We start from the raw sequence: 19,632 nt of genomic DNA, 5'->3' as shown, positions 1-19,632 counted from the left end.
TTTCGGCGACGTGATGCCGCTTGATGTCCCAGTCATTGCCATCCTATCCATTACGTGCAAGGCGCGCATCGCCTACACCAACAGGGGAACACCATGAGTCGTGATATGAACGGCAGCCATCTGGACCACCTGTTTTCGAACTCGGCCGCGCGGCTGGACCGATGGCGAGATCTGAACGCGCAGGCGAAGCGATGGGCAGCGCAGGCCAGGGCGGGAAAAAGCCAGGAAGGAGCCGTGCCCGTGCAGGAAGCCTTGGCCGGTCTTCGCGCCATGGAAGCCTACTTCGCTTATCCAGGCGTCCAGCTGCTGCGGGCGCTTGATGACCGGCTTGCGGACGGCGATGCGTTGGGCACGGCCCGCCTCGTGCTTCGCATGAGCAACGCTTTGCTGTCGGGCAGTTATCGCTATGACACTAGCGAGTGGGACGAGGCCGACGAGACATCAGCGGAGGCGCCCGACCGGTTGCCGCCAGGATTGGGCGCGGGCACGCGACGGCCGTACTTTGAAACCCTGTTCGTCTCTTCCATGGCTGCCACACGCGCGGCTTCCATTTGCCAGGAGATCCGTCAATTGCGGCGGCCGGATGACCCCGTTGTCTATGAACCCGTGCTGGTGGGGAGCTTCGAGGACGCGGTGCTGGCCACGATACTGAACGGCAAGATTGAGGCCGTCGTCATCTATGACGGCATCCCGTTTGAATCCAGGCACGATACGCATTTGTTGCGGGAATTCTTGGAGGCGTACCAGCACCTGGGCACCTTCACGGGTGCTCCCTCTGCTGAATCCGGCGTCACGCTGGCGCGCTTCATCGCCAACATACGGCCGGAGCTCGATATCTACCTGCTGACGGACCGACAGGTCGAGCAACTTGCCGGGGATCCCGCAGCGTCGGTCATTCGCCGCGTGTTCTACGAGGCCGAGGAACCGATGGAGGTACACCTCAATATTCTCGAAGGGGTCAGGGACCGCCAGACGACACCCCATTTCGACAATCTCAAGCACTACGCCGCGCGGCCGATCAGCACCTTTCATGCGCTGCCGATTGCTCGCGGTAAGTCCATCATCAAGTCAAACTGGATCCGCGACTTCGGCGAGTTCTACGGCCTGAATCTGTTCCTGGCGGAAACATCCGCCACGACCGGTGGCCTGGACAGCATGCTGGAGCCCACCGGCAACATCAAGGTCGCACAGGAAAAGTTCGCACGCGCGGTGGGTGCGGACCACGTTTTTTTTGTGACCAACGGAACGTCCACGTCTAACAAGATGGTCTACCAGGCCGTGACCAAACCGGGCGACATTGTCATCGTTGACCGCAACTGCCACAAGTCTCATCACTATGGGATGGTGCTTTCCGGGGCGCAGCCACTGTATGTAGAGGCCTTTCCCATGACGGAATACTCGATGTATGGCGCCGTGCCGCTACGCACGATCAAGCAGGCGCTGTTGGACCTGAAGGCAGAGGGTAGGCTGGACAAGGTCGCCATGGTTACGCTGACCAACTGCACATTCGATGGCCACATCTACAACACTCGTCAGGTGATGGCGGAATGCCTGGCTATCAAACCCGACTTGATATTCCTGTGGGACGAGGCTTGGTTCGGATTCGCGCGCTGGTCACCGTTCTTGCGGCCACGCACGGCGATGGGTGCGGCTGCCGCGCTGGCGCAGTGGCGCGACGACCCTGCGGCCCAGCAAGCCTGGGACGCTCAGACCCAGGAGCTTGGCGCGCAATGGGACCCCAGGGATCCGCGCCTGCTTGAGCGGCAACTGGTGCCCAATCCCCAGGCCATGCGCATACGAGTCTATGAGACGGACTCTGTTCATAAGTCCATGTCGAGTCTGCGTCAGGGATCGATTGTGGCCGTGCGCGACGAAGATTACGATCATCACGTTTCCGCCTTCCACGAAGCAGTATTCATTCATGCGTCGACATCGCCCAACGCGCAGATCATCGCCTCCCTGGATATCGCCCGTCGACAAATGGAGCTGGAAGGTTACGAACTGGTGATGCGTGCCGTTGAAGTCGCGTTGGCGATCCGGCGTGAAGTTGCTCGGCATCCACTTATCTCGCGTTATTTCAGCGTTCTGGGCGCGGACAAGATGATTCCCCAAGAATTCCGCCAATCGGGATTCACGGACTATCTCGCATCCGGCATGAACTGGCTGACCGCGGTGAAGGCGTTGAAGGACGATGAGTTCTGCCTGGACCCGACTCGGCTGACGCTGGTGTGCGGCACGGCAGGCTTTGACGGTACCGCTTTTAAGAACCTGCTGGCGTCCAAATACAACATCCAGCTGAACAAGACTTCTCGCAATAGCGTTCTGTTGCAAAGCAATATCAACAATACCCGCAGCGATGTCGCCGCGCTCATCAAGGTGCTGGTCGAAATATCTGAAGGTATAGAGGCGAGGCTCCGCGCTGAGGGTGAAGCGGGTAGGGCGGCGTTCGTGGCAAAGGTGGCCAGCTTGATGGAGGACGTGCCGAACTTGCCCAATTTCAGTTGCTTTCATGACGGATATCGCGACAACCCGGCCAGCGCTACGACCGAAGGCAACATGCGGACCGCATTCTTCGCTGCCTATAACGAGGACGAATGCGAGTATTTGCCGCTTACCAGTCCAGCACTGGATGATCGCTTGGCGAACGGGCCGGCGTTGGTATCCGCAAACTTCGTCATCCCGTATCCACCCGGGTTCCCGATCATGGTTCCTGGCCAGATCATCGACGCAGACACTATTGAATTCATGCGCAAACTCGATGTGAAAGAAATTCACGGCTACAACGCCGCACGTGGCATCAAGCTGATTCAGCCTTCAGCTATTGGTGGAGAAGGCAGCTAAATGGATGGGCAAACCAAAATAGTCCCTATTTGGACATCACCGTCTATATATCGCAATGCGCAATGAAATTCAGGGCATCCGCATCCTGCGCAGTACCGGACAGGCCTTCTGGCCCGTCCGGCAACCCTTATAAAGCCGTCACACCTGCCGCAGGCCCCATCATTTCAGGAAGCCCGTGGAAATCCACGGTACTGCGGCCACGATCACGATTCCGACCGCAATCGAGCAAAGATAGCCCGCAATAGGCCGTATGCCGGCTTCGGGGGCAACCCTGCCAATGGCGCAGGCCGCGTAATACCCTACGCCGAAGGGCGGCGCGAAGAGCCCGATGCCCATGGACAGGATGACGACCATCGCGTAGTGCACTTCATGGATTCCCATCTGGTGTGCAATCGGAAAGAGCAGAGGACCAAATAGCACGATGGCCGGAATCCCTTCCAGCACGCTGCCCAGCACCACGAACGCGACGATGGACACGGCAATGAAGGTGCCCGCCCCGCCGGGCAACCCTCCCATGAGGGTGGCCAGCTGCGTCGAGAACCCCGATTGGGTCAACGCCCAGGCCATACTGGTGGCGGTGCCGATGATCAGCAGGATGGCGCCTGACAGGCAGGCCGTGTCGATCAGCATCGGCATGAGGCGCTTGGGGTCGAAGCATCGGTAGATCAGCAGCCCCACCAGCGTGGCGTAGACGATGCCGATGGTCGAGACCTCGGTGGCGGTTGCGATGCCCTCGACCACGGCGGCGCGAATCACAAAGGGCAGTGCCAGCGCGGGAAACGCCACCAGCAACGCGTGGCCGATCTGGCGGCCGGTGGCTTTACGAACGTTGCTCAGGTCTTCGCGGCGATTGCGCCACCAGACGACGAGACAGAGCATCACGCCCAGGACCAGGCCGGGCAGCAGGCCGCCGGTGAACAGCGCCGTGATCGATACGCCAGTGACCGACCCAATGGTGATCAGCACCAGGCTGGGCGGCACGGTCTCAGTTTGCGCGCCCGTGGCCGACAGCAACGCGACCAGATCGCCTTCGTCCGCGCCACGCTTGCGCATTTCCGGAAACAGCACCGGAGCGACCGCCGCCATGTCGGCGGCCTTGGCGCCGGATATGCCAGACACCACATACATGGCGCCAATCAGCACATAGGACAGGCCGCCCCGGACGTGGCCCAGCAGACTTGCCAGAAAGGCCACCATGCGTTGCGCCATTCCCGTCATTTCAATCAGCACGCCCAGGAATACGAAAAGCGGCACGGCCAAGAGGATCAAATGCGACATGCCTTCATCCATGCGGCCCACCACGACCATCATGGGGAGGTCGGTGGTCAGCGACAGGTATCCGAAGGTGGCCAGCCCGAAAGCAAAGGCGATCGGCACGCCCGCGAACACGGTGGCTGCGACCACGCCGACGAAGAAGATCAGCAGATTCACATTGCCCAGGCCGGCCAGCACGGGTTGCAGCGCGGCCATGATGGCGACCACGCCGCCCACCAACAATATCGCCAGCCCGGTGGTGCGCCACTGCGCCTTTTCAACCAGCCGCAGCAATGCAATCAGCAGCATCAGCGCGGTGCCAACGGGCAGCGCCGCAGCGCGCCAGACATTGGGGATTTCCATTGCGGCGGTGGTGACGTAGCGCTCTTCCGAGGCGTATTCAAAGCCGGGGCCTTGCAGCATCAATAGGAACGCCAGCGCAGCGGCTATGGATACCATGTCCAGCACTGCCCGGGTGGAGGGCGATGCCTTATTGACCAGCGCGGCCATGCGCATGTGCTCGCCGCGACGGAATGCGACCACCGCGCCCAGCATGGCCAGCCACAGGAACAGGATGGAGGCCAGCTCGTCGGACCAGACCAGTGGCGTGTGCAGCACATAGCGCGCCACGATGCCCGAGAACAGAATGACGATTTCGGCGACCACCAGGATGGCCGCCGGGATTTCGACCAGATGGCCCAGCGTGCGGTCCAGGGCGGCCGCCCAGGGCCGGCTGACGGCCGCGGGCGCGCCGGCATCGGCCAACACGTCCCCGGTGTGCGTCATTGCCACTCTCATGACAGGCTCCCGACGGATTGCTCCAGCAGGCCCCAGGCCCGTTCGCCGTACTTTTCTTTCCAGCCGCTATAGAAGCCGGCCTTGCGCAGTGCCGCGCGGATCGGTTCCGGGTCCGGCGTATTGAAGGCTAGTCCTTGTTCCGCCAGCTTATTCTGCAGTTGGTTATTCAGCGCCAGGACGTCGGCGCGTTCGCCCATGCCGGCCGCGTTGATGTGCTTGGCGACGACTTCACGGATATCGGCGGGCAGTTTTTCCCAGGCGCGGCGGTTACCCAGGAACCAAAAGCCGTCCCACATGTGGTTGGTCATCGAGCAGTACTTCTGCACTTCGTAGATCTTGGCGGTCTGAATAATGGCCAGGGGGTTTTCCTGGGCGTCCACCACGCGGGTTTGCAGCGCGGAATAGGTTTCGTTGAAGTTGATGCTGGCGGGCGAGGAGCCCAGGGCCTTGAACATCGATGTCCAGAGCGGGCTGACGGGCACACGGATTTTCAGGTCGCGGAAGTCGTCCGGGCCGTTGATGGCGCGGTTGCTGGTCGTAATCTGCCGGAAGCCGCTATCCCAGATGTGGTCCATCACGAACAGGCCCTTGCCATTGATTTCCTTGCGGATATGGGCGCCCAGTTCGCCATCCATTGCCTTCCAGACGCTGGCGTAGTCGGGAAACGCAAATCCCACGCCGCTGATGGAGGCGGTGGGCACCAGCGTTGACAGGATCAGGCCGGATAGCGTGAAGAACTCGACCGCGCCGGCTCGCAACTGGCTCAGCGTATCGGTATCCGAGCCCAGCTGGCTGCTGGGGAATACCGCCAGTTCGAAGCGGCCGCCCGTGTCCCGCGCGATGTTCTGCGCGGCCTCGTTGGCGCGCAGGTTCATGGGATGGGTCGGGGGGAGATTGTTCGCGTATTTGTAGCGGAACTCGGGCGCAGCCAATACCTTGTGAAAGGGCGCCAGCGCCAAGAGCGCGCCGCCTCCTGCGGCGCTCATGAGTTTGCGTCGAGTCGTGTTCATGCTGTCTCCTTGGTTATGAGATCCGGCCGCCATCGAGGGTGGCCGGATAAAGCGCCGATTGCGGCTTCTTGCTTTATCTTTGCATGAGGTCCAATATATGGACCTATGTACTTCCCTTGGAATAATTTAATCATATTGATTATCCAGAGTAAATCAATAAAATAGGCGCAAGATGAAAAATCAGACTAAGAACAATGGTCCAATTAGTGGACCAGCAAAAACCGCTATCGGTGAATCCGGTGCAGAACTTCAGGGAGACGACGTGTTGGAAAGCTCTGCGCCGGTTGGCGGCGCGCAGGCCATCTCGCGTGCCATGCAGGTGCTGCGCGGCGTGTCGCGCACGCGTGGCGACGGCGCGGGGCTGCTCGCGCTGACGCGCGACACAGGCATGAGCAAGCCGACCGTGCACCGCATTCTGGCGGCTCTGGCGGCCGAAGGCATGGTCGAGCAAGATCCCGCCAGTCGGCGCTATTTCCTGGGGCCGGAATGCCATGTGCTGGGCCATGTCGCCAGCGAGCGGTTCGGCATCAACCGGTTGGCCGCGCCCGTGGTGGCCCGCTTAGCGCATGAATGCGGTGATTCCGCCTTCTTTTCCCTTCGGCGCGATGTATTCGCGGTGTGTGTCCTGCGCGAAGACGGCGACTACCCCTTGAAGACGCATGTGTTGCTGCCGGGCGATCGGCACCCGCTGGGTATTGGCGCGGGTAGCCTCGCCATCCTGGCCGCATTGCCAGACGACGAAGTGGAATCCTCTCTGCAAGCCAACGCCGCACTCATCGCGCGCCGTTATCCGCATTACTCGGTGCCGTTGATCCGCACCCTGGTCGACGAAGTGCGCGAACAGGGCTATTCCGTGAACCGTGGCCTGGTGGTGCCGGGGTCGTGGGGCATCGGCGTGCCGCTGCGCGATGAGCAAGGCCATGTGCTTGGCGCATTGAGCATTGCGGCGGTGGAGTCACGCATGGATGAGGAAAGGCAGTTTCAGTTGGCCAAGCTGTTGTCGCGCGAGGCCAAGCGCCTGCTCACGCAGGCCAGTTCCGGGGGGACGGGGGCGCGACCGCGTCCGCCGTCGCCCAAGCCCAAGTCCTGAGTCCGCCAGATGCGGGCTAGGGGCTGCACACTGAGGAGACAGCAATGAGCAAGCGTGCCGTGATCGCGGGATGGTCGCACATCCCCTTCGGCAAACTCGATGATCCGGACACGGAAAGCCTGATGGCAAGGGTTTCCGGCGCAGCGCTGGATCATGCGGGCGTGGCCGCCGACGCCGTGGACGGCATCTATGTGGGCGTCATGAACAGCGGGTTTCAGAAGCAGGATTTCCAAGGGGCGCTGGTGGCGTTGGCGCATCCCGAGTTGGCGCACGTACCGGCCACGCGCCTGGAGAACGCCTGCGCAACCGGCTCCGCCGCCCTCTACGCCGCCATGGATTTCATCGAATCCGGACGGGGTCGGATAGCGCTGGTGGTCGGTGCGGAAAAAATGACCGCGCGGCCCAACCCCGAGATCGGCGACATTCTTCTCAACGCCAGCTACCGCAAGGAAGAGGCGGATATCGCAGGTGGCTTCGCGGGCGTGTTCGGCCGCATCGCGTCGGCGTATTTCGAACGCCACGGCGATCAAAGCGAAACGCTGGCCCGGATCGCGGCCAAGAATCACAAGAATGGCGTGGACAATCCCTATGCTCAGATCCGTAAGGACCTGGGCTTTGAGTTCTGCAATACCGTCAGCGATAAAAATCCCTATGTTGCCGCACCGCTGCGGCGTACGGACTGCTCCCTGGTCTCGGACGGTGCCGCCGCCCTCGTATTGGCAGACGCGGACCTGATGTCCGATCTGAAGCATGCCGTGGCGTTCCGGGCTCGCCGCCAGGTTAACGACATCCTGCCCTTGAGCCGGCGCGATCCCATCGCCTTCGAGGGCGCTGCGCAGGCCTGGCGCCAGGCGCTGGCTGACGCCGCACTGGTGCTGGATGACCTGAGCCTCGTCGAAACGCATGACTGCTTTACGATCGCCGAACTTATCGAATACGAGGCGATGGGCCTCACTCCGCGCGGGCAAGGCTATAAGGCGCTCAAGGAAGGGTGGGTAGAAAAGGCGGGGCGGCTGCCCGTGAATCCCTCGGGCGGGCTGAAGGCCAAGGGGCATCCCGTGGGTGCGACAGGCGTTTCCATGCATGTGATGGCATGCCTGCAGCTGACAGGGGCCGCGCAAGGCATGCAGATTCCAGGCGCTGCGCTGGCGGGCGTCTTCAATATGGGTGGCGCGGCCGTGGCCAACTACGTCAGCATCCTGGAGCGCGCCAAATGACTGCCTCGCATCCCGCACTTTCCCCCGGGCGCGGCCAAGCGCCCGCCGCACCGCCGGGCGGTGTTGCGCCGGTCTCGCGGCGGGTGATGAACCTGGCCCACTTTCTCGTGCAGGCGGCGCGCCGCCATCCCTTGCAGCCGGCCCTGATCTGCGGTGACAGACGCTATACCTGGCGCGAACTCGATGAGCGGACGGCGGCGCTGGCGCAGGCGCTGGCCGATCATGGCATAGGCAAGGGCGACCGCGTGCTGGTGCACTCGCGCAATTGCTTCGAGTTCGTAGAAACCCTGTTCGCCACCTTGCGGCTGGGAGCGGTGTGGGTGCCGACCAATTTCCGGATTTCTCCGGATGAAGCGGTGTATCTGGCCAGGACGTCGGGCGCCAAGGCGTTCTTGTGCCATGGCGACTACCCCGGGCATGCCGCGGCTGTCGCAGACGCCATGCCGCAGTTGTCGCTGTTGGCGCGGTTGGGGGCCGGCAATTTCCCCGCGCGGGATGTGGCCGGCCTGATCAAGGCGCGGCCCGGCGCGACGCCCGTTTGCGCCGATGTGGATCACGATGACCCCTGCTGGTTCTTTTTCACTTCCGGCACCACCGGGCATCCCAAGGCGGCGGTGCTGACCCATGGGCAGATGGCCTTCGTCATTACGAATCACTTGTGCGACCTCATGCCCGGCACCACCGAGCGCGATGTGAGCCTGGTGGTGGCGCCCCTGTCGCATGGCGCTGGCATCCATTTCCTGACCCAGGTGGCGCGGGCCGCCTGCACCGTGCTGCCCCCGGGCGCGCGTTTCGATGCCGACGAGATCTGGCAACTGGTCGAGCGGCATGGGGTAACCAATATGTTCACCGTGCCCACCATCGTGAAGATGCTGGTCGAACATCCTTCCGTGGACGCCTGGGACCACCGCAGCCTGCGGTACGTCATCTATGCCGGAGCGCCGATGTACCGCGTAGACCAGAAGCGCGCGCTGGAAAAGCTGGGGCCGGTGCTGGTGCAGTACTTCGGGCTGGGCGAGGTCACCGGCAACATTACCGTGCTGCCGCCTGCTCTGCACGACGGTACGGATGGTCCGGGGGCGCGTGTCGGCACCTGCGGCTATGAACGCACAGGCATGCAGATCAGCATCCAGGACGATGCCGGCCGGCCGGTGGCGGCCGGCGAAACGGGGGAAATCTGCGTATGCGGCCCCGCAGTGTTCGCGGGGTATTACGCCAATCCGCAAGCCAATGCGAAGGCGTTTCGCAATGGCTGGTTCCGTACCGGGGATCTTGGCTGCATGGATGAGGAGGGGTTCCTCTACATCACCGGCCGGCAGTCTGATATGTACATTTCGGGCGGCTCGAACATTTATCCTAGAGAGGTGGAGGAGAAAGTGCTGGCACATCCCGCGGTCGCCGAAACCGCGGTGCTGGGTGTGCCGGATCCGACTTGGGGAGAAGTCGGCGTGATGGTGTGCGTGTTGCGCGCAGGCCATGCGCTGAGCGCCGAAGAATTGATGGCGTGGATGGCGCCTCGCATGGCGCGCTACAAGCTCCCGCGCCAGATCTTCTTCTGGGATGCCTTGCCGCGTTCGGGCTACGGCAAGATCACCAAGAAGCTGGTGCGCGACGCCCTCTATGAGCGCGGCTGCCTGGCCGAGGCCACCGAAGCCGTGCGTTAGTCACCCTGAACGGCAGTGCATGCTGCCGCGCAATTCGCAGCACAACGGCAACACAACAACTACACCAATGAACGAGGAGGCTGGATCATGGAGATGATGCAAGAGGCAATCCTGGTTACGGGCGGCGCGTCCGGGATCGGGCTGGCAGTCGCGCGCGGCTTGCTGGACGCAGGGCGCTGCGTGCTGGTGGCGGATGTTTCCCAGGAACGGCTGGACGATATGCGTAACTTGGCGCCGGCCGAACGGTTGGGCTGCGTGCGGATGGATGTCTCGGACGAGGCGCAGGTGGTGGATGCGCTGGAGCGGCTGGAGCTCGACTTCGGTCCCATATCGGGTCTGGTGAATTCCGCCGGCATCGGGCGCGATATTCCGTTCCTGGACACCGACACCGCCTTGCTGCGGCGCATCCTGGAAGTGAATTTGATCGGTTCTTTCGTCGTTGCGCGAGAGGCCGCCCGGCGGATGCGGGAACGGCGGCGCGGGTCCATCGTCAACATCGCGTCCGTGTCCGGCATACGTGGCAATGCGGGGCGCGCCGCGTATGGCGCGTCCAAGGGTGGCGTGGTGACCTTGACCCGCGTTATGGCGGTCGAGCTGGCGGCCTATGGCATCAGGGTCAACGCCGTGGCGCCCGGCCCGATCGAAACGCCGCTGGTCGGGCAAATGCATACCGCCGAAGCCCGCCAAGCCTGGCAGCAGGTAGTGCCGCAGCACCGGTACGCCGCGCCTGAAGAGCTCAACGGCACCATCGGGTGGTTGCTTGATGAGTCCAAGTCCAGCTATGTTACCGGGCAGATTATCTGCGTGGATGGAGGGTTCACGGCCGCAGGCATGCTGCCCGCCATGCACTGAGTTTGTCATTGCCCAGGTTCCACTTATTGCGCCACAAGCGCACGGAGTCCAGACCATGCGATACACCACCGTGGATCGTTCGTTGCGGGGAATACAAGCACTGCCCCGTCCCAGAACGCTGATACATCCGGGGGCTTTCAACCCGGTACGCATTCATAGCCGCTCGGCCGGACACGGCCGCCATATCCGCCTGTCGTTGCGCCCCGGCGCCAGCCTGTTTGACGCCATGGTTGATGCGCTGGCCATCGCCGGTGTTGCCAACGCCTCAATGACCATATTGGGCGGCACCTTCCGGCACATCGACTACTGCACGGCCCCGCCAGATCCCCAGCATCGGATGGTGGTGGCCTACACCGCGCCTATTCCCGCCGGGCCGGCCTACCTGATTTTTGGCAACGCCACGCTGGGCAAGACCGATGCCGGCGCGCCCCTGGTGCACTGCCATGCCGCCTTCTGCCGCGATGACGGCGCGCCGCTGGGCGGCCACATCATCCCGCAAACGAGCATCGTCGGGGACCGTCCTGTGCCGGTGCTCGTCACCTCGCTAGAGGGATTCGAGCTGCGCGCAACCTACGACGCAGAAACCAATCTACGGCTGTTGCAGCCCCAAGGAGGCGGCAATCATGAACTCGCCTGAAATCGAAAGCGGCAGCATGGGCCGCGTCGCCTATGCGCGAATCGGTCCCAACGAGGACCTGATTCAGGGCGTGGAAAAACTCTGTCTGGCTGAAGGTTTTCGCAATGCGTTCGTGCGCGGGGCGTTGGGCAGCCTGGTGGATGCCTGCCTCTACACCCGCGAAGGCGGGTATCGCCACATAGCAGGCCCGGCGGTGGAGATCGTCAGTCTCGCGGGCGAAGTGCGCGCGCAGCCGGACGGTTCTTTGACGGCGTCGCTGTCCGGCGTGGTCGCGGACCCGGAGGGTCAGGTGCATGGAGGCCCCTTCGTACCGGGCGCCAACCCCATCTGCATGACGTTTGAAGTCACACTAGAGGAGTGGCTGCCGGCGCCGAGCGGCGGTTAAGGACGGCGCGGGGCGTTCAGAACCAATACTTCGCCGCATAGATCACGGTCATCGCGGCGCCGGTGACGATGACGAACGCCCGGACAGCCGAGGCAGGCAGGACACGTATCAGGTGGCCGCCCAGGTAGCCGCCTGCCAGTGCGCCGGCCAGCATGCACAGGGTGGCCGGCCAATATACCGAGCCCTGCACGATAAAGATAATGATCGCCGCGGCGGTGACAAACGTAGCCAGCAGGTTCTTCAGCGACTTGATGGCGCGTAGATTGCCGGGATCCGTAATTGAAATCACGGCAGTCAGGATCACGCCCAGCCCGGCGCCAAAGAATCCCCCATAGACAGAGGCCAACGCGATCGGCACCACTCCGCGTGCCGGGCCGTCCTGGGTTTGGCCGCCGCGCCGGCGCGCGCTCCAGGCCTGTACCTGCGGTGCAAAGGCAAACAGCAGGGTGGCAAACGCGATCAGGGCCGGCACGGGCAGGATGAAATAGGCGGGAGGGATTGCAAGCAGGATGAATGCGCCTAGCGCGCCGCCCGCGGTGGTGGCGGCCGAGAGCAACCAGAAGCGGCGGTCGGGAGTGGGCAGATTTTCGCGATCAGCCAGTGCCGCCAGGATGTGGCCGGGTGATATCGCTACCGCGCTGGATGCATTGGCGATGACGGGCGGCAGGCCCGCCGCCACCATCGCGGGAAAGGTGATCAGCGTGGCGCCGCCCGCCAGCGCATTGATGACGCCGCCTAGCGCGCCCGCGCCGGCCAGCAGTGCCGCCATGCTCCAGTCCATACTTGCACCTTTTGGTTAAACAACGTTTTGGTCCATATAGCGGACCTTTATATATCGTGTGAAATTTATTATTGCCTATTTTTCCCGCAGGTATAGAATGCTCGAAAATAAAAGCATATATATAGGTTCATAATATGGACCATTGTAGAGTTTCCGGCGACGCCCTTTAGCCGCCACCGCAAGATCGCTGTCAACTCCCAGGATGGCGCATGCGGCCGGATCTCCATCGGTTTTGCGTGCCCGTCCTGATCGCTGGTTTCCAACTCCACCCCCGGGGTTGTTGCGTGTTCACCTGTCTGGCCCGTCGGGCCATCACCGCTGAATCAGGAGGGAATCTCGATGGATGTCAGCTTCATGGCGTTTTCCCGTTTGGCGTTTGGGCATTGGGAGGGGCAACCCTTGTATGCCCTGGCCGACCTGGGTATTGCCCAACGTTTGTCCGAACCGCGCGCATGCGCCGAGCTGGCTCTGGAACTTGGTTGCGAGTCCGAGCCGCTGGAACGATTGCTGGACTGCGCGGTGGCGCAGAAACTGCTGATATGCGATGACGGGCGCTACGGCAATACTGATCTCAGCGCGCGCTTTCTCACCGAGGACAGTCCCGAATCCCTGTTGTGCTGGATCCGCGTCATGGACCGCTGGAAGCGGCCGTGGACGCAACTGGCCGAGGCGGTGCGAAGGGGCGAGGCGGTAGACAACCAATCCAAGTGGCTGGGCGAAGATCCCCAGTTCATGCGCGACTTCATCCTGGGCATGCATCAGTTTGCGTCCCGTTCGGGCCCTGCGTTTGCAGAGGCGTTGAAAGACGTGCCCATCCGCCGCCTGGTGGACGTGGGTGGGGGCGCAGGCACGTATTCCCTTGCCTTGTGCGCGGCGCGGCCCGAGGTGACCGCATTGGTTCTGGATCTGGCGCCGGTTGTCGAGATCACGCTTGAGACCGTGCGGGCGGCCGGCTTGGCGGACCGCGTGGGCGCCCAGGTGGCCGATTATCGGCAAGATGGTTTTGGCGAGGATGCCGACGCGCTTCTCTTTTCAAACGTGTTGCATCAGGAAAGCGCAGAGGTCTGTCGATCGATGTTGAACCGTGCGCGGCAGGCGCTGCGCCCAGGCGGAAGCTTGCTGGTGCAAGGCTACTTCCTTGCCGAGGACCGGCGTGCGCCGCTGTTCACCACCTTGCACAACCTGTCTGCGTTGGCGCTCTGGGATGGCGGACGCAGTTGGACGGTAGGGGACATGCAGGCCCAGATCGCGGTTGCCGGCTTTGAACGCCAGGCCGTGCTGCGCCAGGAGAGCAGCGGGTTTTGCCTGCTGTCTGCCGTCAAGGTCTGACGCGATATCCACTTATTGAACCGGAGCCTATATGTCCACACTGACCATCACCGATACCGAAGCCGAAGTGATCGCCTGGCTGAAGGACAACCGCAATGCGCAGGTTGAAGGCATCAAAGAGAAGAACCTGATCGAAGAGCGCATCCTGGACAGCATGCAGTTCCTGGACTTCATCATGTTCCTGGGCGAACTGGTGGGACGTGATGTCTCCACCGCCATCACCGTCGACGACCTGCGCACGGTGGATGCCATCGTCAATTTCGTCCACGTACAGCGCTAGCCCGGGCGGCAAGGAAGGCATCATGGAACTCGACTACGCAAGAATCGGCAGGCTGATGACGCTATCCAAAGGGCGTTCGCATGATCCATACGAGCGCTTTGCGTGGCCCGCCCATATCCCGGACGACCAACCTTGGTGCAGCAATGACTTGCTGACTACCTACGGAACGCCGCTACAAGCGCAATTGGACGCCGCGCAGCAGATACGGCTCAGCAAGTGGGAGGCGGTCAATTTTTTCAGCCTTAATGTGCATGGCATCAAGGGGGTGCTGAGCTTTGTCAGCCGGTGCATCTACGAAGAGCGCTACGCCGATGTGTCCGAATACCTGCATGTTTTCATGGGCGAAGAAAACTTCCACATGTGGTATTTCGCCAAAGCCTGTCTTGATTATGCGGGAAAGATATATCCGACCATTCAGTTGCAGGGTGATGCGCAGGCGGCCACTCCGGAGCTGGACGATTTGTACATGTTCGCCAGCACGCTGATCTTTGAAGAGTTCGTCGACTACTACAACCATAAAGTCGGCACCACGGACGGCATTACGGAGATCCTCAAACAGATCAACTACCAGCATCATGTCGACGAGTCTCGCCACGTGTCCTTTGGCCGGGAAATGGTGCCCCGCCTGTACCGGCTGGCGCTGGAGCGCGCGGACGACCCAGACGCGACCCGGGCGGAGGTGGCTCGCACGGTGACGAACATGTTCCGGTACTTCATCAGCCTGATGTACAACCCGGCCGTCTATGCCGATGCGCAGGTCTACGAACCGCTGGGATTCCGCAACGGCAATGCCATGCGCAACGCGCTGCGGTCGCATCCGGCGCGCAAGGCCGTCCACGAGCAATGGTTCAAGCGTAGCGCCGCCTACTTCACCAAACAGGGGCTGGTGACGGACTTGAATCTGGCCGCGCTGTAACGCAGAGGCACACCATGGCGCAGATTGCCAGCAGTTCCCCGGTGGAGGCGTTTTTTGGCGCGCACTTGCCTATTCTGCAAGCCGGCATGGGCGGCGTGGCGCAACCGGAATTGGCAGCCGCCGTGTGCGAGGCGGGCGCATTCGGAATGATTGGCCTGTATCGCCACACGCGTGATGAGATCGGCGAGTTGCTTGCGCAGACCGCCGCGCTGACCCGGGCGCGTTTTGGCGTGAATCTGGTGCCGTTCGTGCTGGACGGTGACGTATTGCTCGACCGCTTGGCGTATGTAGCGGACCGTCCGGAACGGCCGATCGTGACCTTCTTCGGCCTACCGGCTTCTGCCGTGCTGCGGGCCTTGCCGACAGGGATGGAATATGGCGTGCAAGGGGGGACCTGGGACGAGCTCGAAGCGGGGTTCGATGCCGGCGCGCGCTTTGGCGTATTGCAGACGACCGAGGCCGGCGGTCATCACCTGGGCAAGATCGCGCGCGAGCAGGCGCTGGATCAGGCCGCCCGCCTTGGCGTCGACAAGCGCATGGTGTTTTTGAGCGGGGGCATCAGTAACTCGGCGGAGTTGCGCCGGGCGTTGCAGGCCGGATTTTCCGGCGTATTGTGCGGGACCGTATTCGCGGCAACCCGGGAATCCGCCGCGCACGCGCGCTACAAGCAGGCGATCGTAGACGCCGTGCCCGGCGACACCGTGGTCACCGACCGCTTCAGCGTGGGATGGCATACCCATCGCCACCGGGTGATCCGCAACGCCAGTTGCGAGGGATCGCTGCCGGCGAGCGTCATCGGTTTTGCGCACTACTTTGGAAAACGCTATCCCATCCTGCGTTACAGCGTGGCCGTGCCCACCGTCCAGGCCGAGGGTTTGATCGAGGACATGGCGTTGTATTGCGGAACGTCCTGCAAGGACACGCATTCCATCCGAACCGTGCGGCAGGTGCTGGCCGACTTGACGGCGTAAGACTTCGTCCTGTCCGCATTCTTAAGTGCTTTCAGGGACTTCCAGGAGATTGCATCGTGATCATCGAAAAGCAATGGCATCAGGTAAAGAACGTGCTGCAGGGAAAACTGGACGACATATTCTCGATTGCTCCCGACGCCACCGCGGAGTTCGACAGCTTGCTCGCCCATGAAGAGATCAACGCGCTGGGTTATGTGCGCAATTTTCCGCATCTGACCTGCGTCATGTGCTCGATTGAAGAGGGCGAGTTGCTGGGATTCGCGCGCGGCCAGCGCAAGCTGGACCGGGAGTTCAAGGCGCTCAATGCCGATGTGGCCCTGTTGCCGGCGACCTGCTACAAGGTCTACCTGGGGCTGCAAGGTCAGCGCCTGGACGGTGCGCGGGTAGAATCCTGCATTGCGCGCTGCTTCCGGCATGAGGACAAGGCGTTGGACCGTTACCGTGCCTTCAACTTCACCATGAAGGAATACGTGTACTTGGGCACCGCAGAGGGCGCGCAGGCGCATCTTGAAGCAGGTTACGACTGCCTGTTCTCCTTGTTTGCGCAACTGGGAATTACCGCGGGTTGTGAAGAGGCCAATGATCCCTTCTTTGATTCAGGCAGCGCCGTGGCGCGCCTGTCGGCGTTGACGCCAACCAAGCGTGAACTGGTATTCGACGGCCACGCCGTGTCTTCACTGAACTATCACCGCAACTACTTCGGTGAAAAATTCAATATCCGCCTGGACGACAGTTTCGTGCATACCAGTTGTGTCGCATTTGGATTGGAGCGTTGGATCTCCATGTTCAAGGATCGTTTCGGCAATGCGGCGGATGCGCTCGCCGCACTGGAGCGCGCATAGATGGACCGGCCGATGCTGCAGGCGCAGGCGTTGTTTCAGACTGGCCAGCAGTTCAAGAAAACCTGCGTGGTGGATGCCGCCGCGGGCGCGTTGAACTATGGAGGGGATCTGGATGTGCTGGCCACCCCCGTCATCGTTTATTGGATCGAGTCCTACGCGACCGAGTGCATCCGGCTGGCGGGCCGCGGGTGCTGCGGCTCGGTTGGGCATGCGGTCAGCGTGCGGCACCTGGCGCCGGCGCATCCGGGCAGCGCGGTGCATCTGACGATTACGGTAGAGGCCATGTTCGGCAATTCCGTGCGATTCAGTGCTCGCCTAGTGACAGGCGAGGCCGACACCCTGATCGCGACCGGCACGCATGACCGCACCCTCGTCGAGCTTTGATGTCACGGTGGTGCTGGGGGCTCAAGGCCCGGTGCACGCCGGGCAGGCCGCGCGCACGCAACTGGGCAAGCCGTACCTTTCCGGTCTTGCCGGCTTTGGGGTAAGTGACAGTTGCGGCATGCAGGCGCGGCTATACGCTAACCGCAAGTATGTAGGCATTGATATCGAGCATCTGGACCGGCCCGACCTGATGGCCCGCCAACGGCGCCTGGCGGCCTGGCTGGCGCGGCGGGACCACGTGGCGGTGGATTTCCTGGCCGGCTGGGTCGCCCGGGAAGCTTGCGCGAAAAGCGTGGGACTGGGGTTGCTGCATGCGTTGCCGAGGATGTCCATCACCTGGACGCGGCCGCTTGGCCCCGGCGGGACGGAAGAAATCGGCCTGGTCTTCAGTCGATGGAGGTTCGTCGCGCAGTGCGAGCGGGTGGGCAGGGTGCTGCTGTGCGTGTGCTACCGGCAGGAATATGGCAAGCCCCGCATCGCCGTGCTGCAGCCTTGATCGGCCGCAGCCCCCCGCGGTAGAACCACGCAATGCGACGACACGCCCCTATTTCATGTACTTGAACTCGGGTAGCGCCTTCAGCGTGTCCTTGGTTGCCTCCGGCAGCACCAACTGATCGTCGGTGATTTGCATTTTTGCCAGGGGCACAGTGACGAGATGATTGCCCACGCCGAGTATGCCTCCGACCGAAAGGACGGCGTACGGCACCCAATCGGGAGGTCCCAGGATCAGATCGTCGACGGTGCCGATCTTTTCCTTCTTGCTGTTGTAGACGGTGGAGCCGCTCATCTTCGACGCGCGGTATCCCGCGTCCACCTTCGCAACGTCGACTCGAACTTCGGTTACCGACTGCGGCGAGCCCTGCGCCGAAGCGGCCGGCACGCTTGAGAAGACGCCCAGCAGGACGGCCAAGCCGACCATTGCAGTTTTCTCGCTCATCGCTGATCTCCTTTGGAATTTCGCCTTTGGCACTTTATGTTGCGCGCGGCAGTCGCCCTCCGTGTAACGGGAAGACGATGGCGGCAGAGTTGACCAGAACGGGTTCCCCAGCGGGCCGTGGCGCTTTCTCTTGTCAGCAAGCCTTATGCCCAAGGAGTAGGGCAACGCGCCAGCAGGGCGATTACTCGCCCTTTTGGACGCCGAGGGGCAAGCACACCCTCAGTTCACCAGCACCGGCTTGTCCCGATACCGGTCCGGGAAGGTCTTGGCCAGGTTCTCCACTTTGGGGATGTCGTTCACCATGATGTACATGCTGTACGGGTGACGCACCAGATAATCCTGGTGGTAGCCCTCGGCCGGATAGAAGCCCTGTAGCGGTTCCACCGTGGTCGCCAGCGCCTTCGCGTACACGCCCGTCTGGTTCAGCTGCGCGATGTAGGCCTCGGCCACCTTGCGTTGGCCATCGTTGGCCGGGAAGACGGTTGAGCGGTATTGCGTGCCGCTGTCCGGGCCCTGGCGGTTCAGCTGGGTGGGATCATGCGCCACCGAGAAATAGATCTGCAGCAGTTGCCCATAGCTGACCTGCTTGGGGTCGTAGGTGATTTCCACGGCTTCGGCGTGGCCGGTGCGGCCGCTGCTGACGGTGTCGTAGTTGGCGGTGTTTTCCTTGCCGCCGGCATAGCCGGACACCGCGCTGGTCACGCCCTTGACGTGCTGGAACACGGCTTGCACGCCCCAGAAGCAGCCGCCGGCGATGACGGCCTTTTCTTGCGGGGCGGCGTCATTCGCCTGATCGACGGCGGGCGGCGGAATGATGAAGGCGGACTCGGCCGCCTGGGACGCACCAGCCCCCAGCAGGCCGGAGGCGGCGGCCAGGGTGGCGCAGAGCTTGCGAAACGGGATGTTCATGGTGTGGGGTCCTGATCGGGCGGTGTGGTTAAGCCTGTGGGGCGAAGGTCATGGCCACGCCGTTCATGCAGTAGCGCAGGCCGGTCGGGCGGGGGCCGTCGTCGAAGACGTGCCCCAGGTGGCCGCCGCAGTTGGCGCAATGGACCGCGGTGCGGACCATGCCGAAGCTGCTGTCCCGGGTTTCGCCGACGGCGGCCGCCAGCGGTTGCCAGAAGCTGGGCCAGCCGGTACCGCTGTCGAATTTTGTGCTTGAGGAAAACAGCTTCTGTTCGCAGCCCGCGCAGGAGAACGTGCCGGTGCGGTGTTCATCGTTCAGGGGGCTGGTGTAGGGTCTTTCGGTGCCCTCGCGACGCAGCACGTCGAACTGCGCAGGCGTCAGGCGGGCGCGCCATTGGGCGTCGGTCAAGGCGTAGGGGAACGAGGCCGCGGGCGGCGCGCTGCGTGCGGCCAGCAACGGGGCCAGGCCGGCGGCCAGGGCCGCGACGCCGCCCAGGCTCAGGAAATTTCTGCGATTCAATGTCATGGCATGGCTCCG

Annotated in this window: 20 protein-coding genes; 14 read left to right on the top strand and 6 right to left on the bottom strand. The window is 62.6% G+C overall.

Annotated features, from left to right (window positions below; genetic code table 11):
• Positions 1–93 precede the first annotated feature (93 nt).
• Positions 94–2,841: a decarboxylase gene (locus tag AC3WMU_RS08445; RefSeq protein WP_492282177.1), complete on the top strand. Its 2,748-nt coding sequence runs from the start codon at positions 94–96 to the stop codon at positions 2,839–2,841.
• Between the two features lie 159 nt (positions 2,842–3,000).
• Here AC3WMU_RS08445 and AC3WMU_RS08440 read toward each other — a convergent pair whose 3' ends face one another.
• On the bottom strand, positions 3,001–4,881 hold the full coding sequence (locus AC3WMU_RS08440; RefSeq protein ID WP_492282176.1) for a TRAP transporter large permease: 1,881 nt from the start codon (positions 4,879–4,881) through the stop codon (positions 3,001–3,003).
• 8 nt (positions 4,882–4,889) lie between these two features.
• Positions 4,890–5,903: a TRAP transporter substrate-binding protein gene (locus tag AC3WMU_RS08435; protein WP_424625970.1), complete on the bottom strand. Its 1,014-nt coding sequence runs from the start codon at positions 5,901–5,903 to the stop codon at positions 4,890–4,892.
• A 262-nt stretch (positions 5,904–6,165) separates the two neighbouring features.
• Between AC3WMU_RS08435 and AC3WMU_RS08430 the strand changes: the two genes are divergently transcribed.
• The 6 genes from AC3WMU_RS08430 to AC3WMU_RS08405 all read left to right on the top strand — a co-directional run bounded on the left by AC3WMU_RS08430 (position 6,166) and on the right by AC3WMU_RS08405 (position 11,748).
• Positions 6,166–6,993, top strand: a complete 828-nt coding sequence (locus AC3WMU_RS08430) for an IclR family transcriptional regulator (protein ID WP_234704756.1) — start codon at positions 6,166–6,168, stop codon at positions 6,991–6,993.
• 44 nt (positions 6,994–7,037) lie between these two features.
• Positions 7,038–8,210 carry an acetyl-CoA acetyltransferase gene (locus AC3WMU_RS08425; RefSeq protein WP_280027429.1) on the top strand — a complete coding sequence of 391 codons (1,173 nt, stop codon included), beginning with the start codon at positions 7,038–7,040 and terminating at the stop codon, positions 8,208–8,210.
• The gene (locus AC3WMU_RS08420; RefSeq protein WP_280027431.1) at positions 8,207–9,874 is read left to right on the top strand and encodes an acyl-CoA synthetase; all 1,668 of its coding nucleotides are present in this window, start codon (positions 8,207–8,209) and stop codon (positions 9,872–9,874) included. The genes AC3WMU_RS08425 and AC3WMU_RS08420 overlap by 4 nt, the downstream gene beginning before the upstream one ends.
• An 87-nt stretch (positions 9,875–9,961) precedes the next feature.
• Complete coding sequence (locus AC3WMU_RS08415) at positions 9,962–10,726, top strand: SDR family NAD(P)-dependent oxidoreductase (protein WP_492282175.1); 765 nt, start codon at positions 9,962–9,964, stop codon at positions 10,724–10,726.
• Positions 10,727–10,781: 55 nt separating this feature from the next.
• Complete coding sequence (locus AC3WMU_RS08410; protein WP_052017826.1) at positions 10,782–11,363, top strand: PCC domain-containing protein; 582 nt, start codon at positions 10,782–10,784, stop codon at positions 11,361–11,363.
• On the top strand, positions 11,350–11,748 hold the full coding sequence (locus tag AC3WMU_RS08405; protein WP_263909817.1) for a PPC domain-containing DNA-binding protein: 399 nt from the start codon (positions 11,350–11,352) through the stop codon (positions 11,746–11,748). The genes AC3WMU_RS08410 and AC3WMU_RS08405 overlap by 14 nt, the downstream gene beginning before the upstream one ends.
• Before the next feature lie 16 nt (positions 11,749–11,764).
• Here AC3WMU_RS08405 and AC3WMU_RS08400 read toward each other — a convergent pair whose 3' ends face one another.
• Entirely contained in the window at positions 11,765–12,517 is a 753-nt protein-coding gene (locus tag AC3WMU_RS08400; protein ID WP_454676776.1) for a sulfite exporter TauE/SafE family protein, read from the bottom strand.
• A 366-nt stretch (positions 12,518–12,883) separates the two neighbouring features.
• Here AC3WMU_RS08400 and AC3WMU_RS08395 point away from each other — a divergent pair, with 366 nt between their 5' ends.
• The 7 genes from AC3WMU_RS08395 to AC3WMU_RS08365 all read left to right on the top strand — a co-directional run bounded on the left by AC3WMU_RS08395 (position 12,884) and on the right by AC3WMU_RS08365 (position 17,747).
• Positions 12,884–13,858, top strand: a complete 975-nt coding sequence (locus AC3WMU_RS08395) for a methyltransferase (protein ID WP_492282174.1) — start codon at positions 12,884–12,886, stop codon at positions 13,856–13,858.
• Between the two features lie 31 nt (positions 13,859–13,889).
• The gene (locus AC3WMU_RS08390; RefSeq protein ID WP_280027441.1) at positions 13,890–14,138 is read left to right on the top strand and encodes a hypothetical protein; all 249 of its coding nucleotides are present in this window, start codon (positions 13,890–13,892) and stop codon (positions 14,136–14,138) included.
• A gap of 22 nt (positions 14,139–14,160) precedes the next feature.
• Positions 14,161–15,054 (top strand): diiron oxygenase, encoded by an 894-nt coding sequence (locus AC3WMU_RS08385; protein ID WP_315130804.1) that lies wholly within the window; start codon positions 14,161–14,163, stop codon positions 15,052–15,054.
• A gap of 65 nt (positions 15,055–15,119) precedes the next feature.
• A complete protein-coding gene (locus tag AC3WMU_RS08380; RefSeq protein WP_492282173.1) occupies positions 15,120–16,025 on the top strand; it encodes an NAD(P)H-dependent flavin oxidoreductase in 906 nt (301 codons plus the stop codon).
• Positions 15,953–16,867 carry a class-II aminoacyl-tRNA synthetase family protein gene (locus AC3WMU_RS08375; RefSeq protein WP_492282172.1) on the top strand — a complete coding sequence of 305 codons (915 nt, stop codon included), beginning with the start codon at positions 15,953–15,955 and terminating at the stop codon, positions 16,865–16,867. Before AC3WMU_RS08380 ends, AC3WMU_RS08375 begins: the two co-directional genes overlap by 73 nt.
• Entirely contained in the window at positions 16,868–17,251 is a 384-nt protein-coding gene (locus AC3WMU_RS08370; RefSeq protein ID WP_280027447.1) for a thioesterase family protein, read from the top strand.
• Positions 17,226–17,747, top strand: a complete 522-nt coding sequence (locus tag AC3WMU_RS08365; RefSeq protein WP_424625964.1) for a 4'-phosphopantetheinyl transferase family protein — start codon at positions 17,226–17,228, stop codon at positions 17,745–17,747. The genes AC3WMU_RS08370 and AC3WMU_RS08365 overlap by 26 nt, the downstream gene beginning before the upstream one ends.
• Positions 17,748–17,795: 48 nt before the next feature.
• Here AC3WMU_RS08365 and AC3WMU_RS08360 read toward each other — a convergent pair whose 3' ends face one another.
• From AC3WMU_RS08360 to msrB, 3 genes are all read right to left on the bottom strand, one after another.
• Complete coding sequence (locus tag AC3WMU_RS08360; RefSeq protein WP_006223293.1) at positions 17,796–18,188, bottom strand: PRC-barrel domain-containing protein; 393 nt, start codon at positions 18,186–18,188, stop codon at positions 17,796–17,798.
• A gap of 219 nt (positions 18,189–18,407) precedes the next feature.
• On the bottom strand, positions 18,408–19,097 hold the full coding sequence (msrA, locus tag AC3WMU_RS08355) for a peptide-methionine (S)-S-oxide reductase MsrA (protein WP_088588242.1): 690 nt from the start codon (positions 19,095–19,097) through the stop codon (positions 18,408–18,410).
• Between the two features lie 28 nt (positions 19,098–19,125).
• Positions 19,126–19,620 carry a peptide-methionine (R)-S-oxide reductase MsrB gene (gene msrB / locus AC3WMU_RS08350; protein ID WP_424625962.1) on the bottom strand — a complete coding sequence of 165 codons (495 nt, stop codon included), beginning with the start codon at positions 19,618–19,620 and terminating at the stop codon, positions 19,126–19,128.
• Between the last annotated feature and the right edge of the window lie 12 nt (positions 19,621–19,632).

The sequence above is a fragment of the Achromobacter sp. FW305-C-13 genome (assembly GCF_058783475.1).
Note: the sequence above shows the minus strand (reverse complement) of the source record. Positions and strands in the feature narration are given on the sequence as shown.

Coding starts and splice junctions, on each gene's coding strand:
- AC3WMU_RS08445 (WP_492282177.1), top strand. CDS start 94: ATGAGTCGTGATATGAACGGCAGCCATCTGGACCACCTGTTTTCGAAC.
- AC3WMU_RS08440 (WP_492282176.1), bottom strand. CDS start 4,881: ATGACGCACACCGGGGACGTGTTGGCCGATGCCGGCGCGCCCGCGGCC.
- AC3WMU_RS08435 (WP_424625970.1), bottom strand. CDS start 5,903: ATGAACACGACTCGACGCAAACTCATGAGCGCCGCAGGAGGCGGCGCG.
- AC3WMU_RS08425 (WP_280027429.1), top strand. CDS start 7,038: ATGAGCAAGCGTGCCGTGATCGCGGGATGGTCGCACATCCCCTTCGGC.
- AC3WMU_RS08420 (WP_280027431.1), top strand. CDS start 8,207: ATGACTGCCTCGCATCCCGCACTTTCCCCCGGGCGCGGCCAAGCGCCC.
- AC3WMU_RS08415 (WP_492282175.1), top strand. CDS start 9,962: ATGGAGATGATGCAAGAGGCAATCCTGGTTACGGGCGGCGCGTCCGGG.
- AC3WMU_RS08410 (WP_052017826.1), top strand. CDS start 10,782: ATGCGATACACCACCGTGGATCGTTCGTTGCGGGGAATACAAGCACTG.
- AC3WMU_RS08405 (WP_263909817.1), top strand. CDS start 11,350: ATGAACTCGCCTGAAATCGAAAGCGGCAGCATGGGCCGCGTCGCCTAT.
- AC3WMU_RS08400 (WP_454676776.1), bottom strand. CDS start 12,517: ATGGCGGCACTGCTGGCCGGCGCGGGCGCGCTAGGCGGCGTCATCAAT.
- AC3WMU_RS08395 (WP_492282174.1), top strand. CDS start 12,884: ATGGCGTTTTCCCGTTTGGCGTTTGGGCATTGGGAGGGGCAACCCTTG.
- AC3WMU_RS08390 (WP_280027441.1), top strand. CDS start 13,890: ATGTCCACACTGACCATCACCGATACCGAAGCCGAAGTGATCGCCTGG.
- AC3WMU_RS08385 (WP_315130804.1), top strand. CDS start 14,161: ATGGAACTCGACTACGCAAGAATCGGCAGGCTGATGACGCTATCCAAA.
- AC3WMU_RS08370 (WP_280027447.1), top strand. CDS start 16,868: ATGGACCGGCCGATGCTGCAGGCGCAGGCGTTGTTTCAGACTGGCCAG.
- AC3WMU_RS08365 (WP_424625964.1), top strand. CDS start 17,226: ATGACCGCACCCTCGTCGAGCTTTGATGTCACGGTGGTGCTGGGGGCT.
- AC3WMU_RS08360 (WP_006223293.1), bottom strand. CDS start 18,188: ATGAGCGAGAAAACTGCAATGGTCGGCTTGGCCGTCCTGCTGGGCGTC.
- msrA (WP_088588242.1), bottom strand. CDS start 19,097: ATGAACATCCCGTTTCGCAAGCTCTGCGCCACCCTGGCCGCCGCCTCC.
- msrB (WP_424625962.1), bottom strand. CDS start 19,620: ATGACATTGAATCGCAGAAATTTCCTGAGCCTGGGCGGCGTCGCGGCC.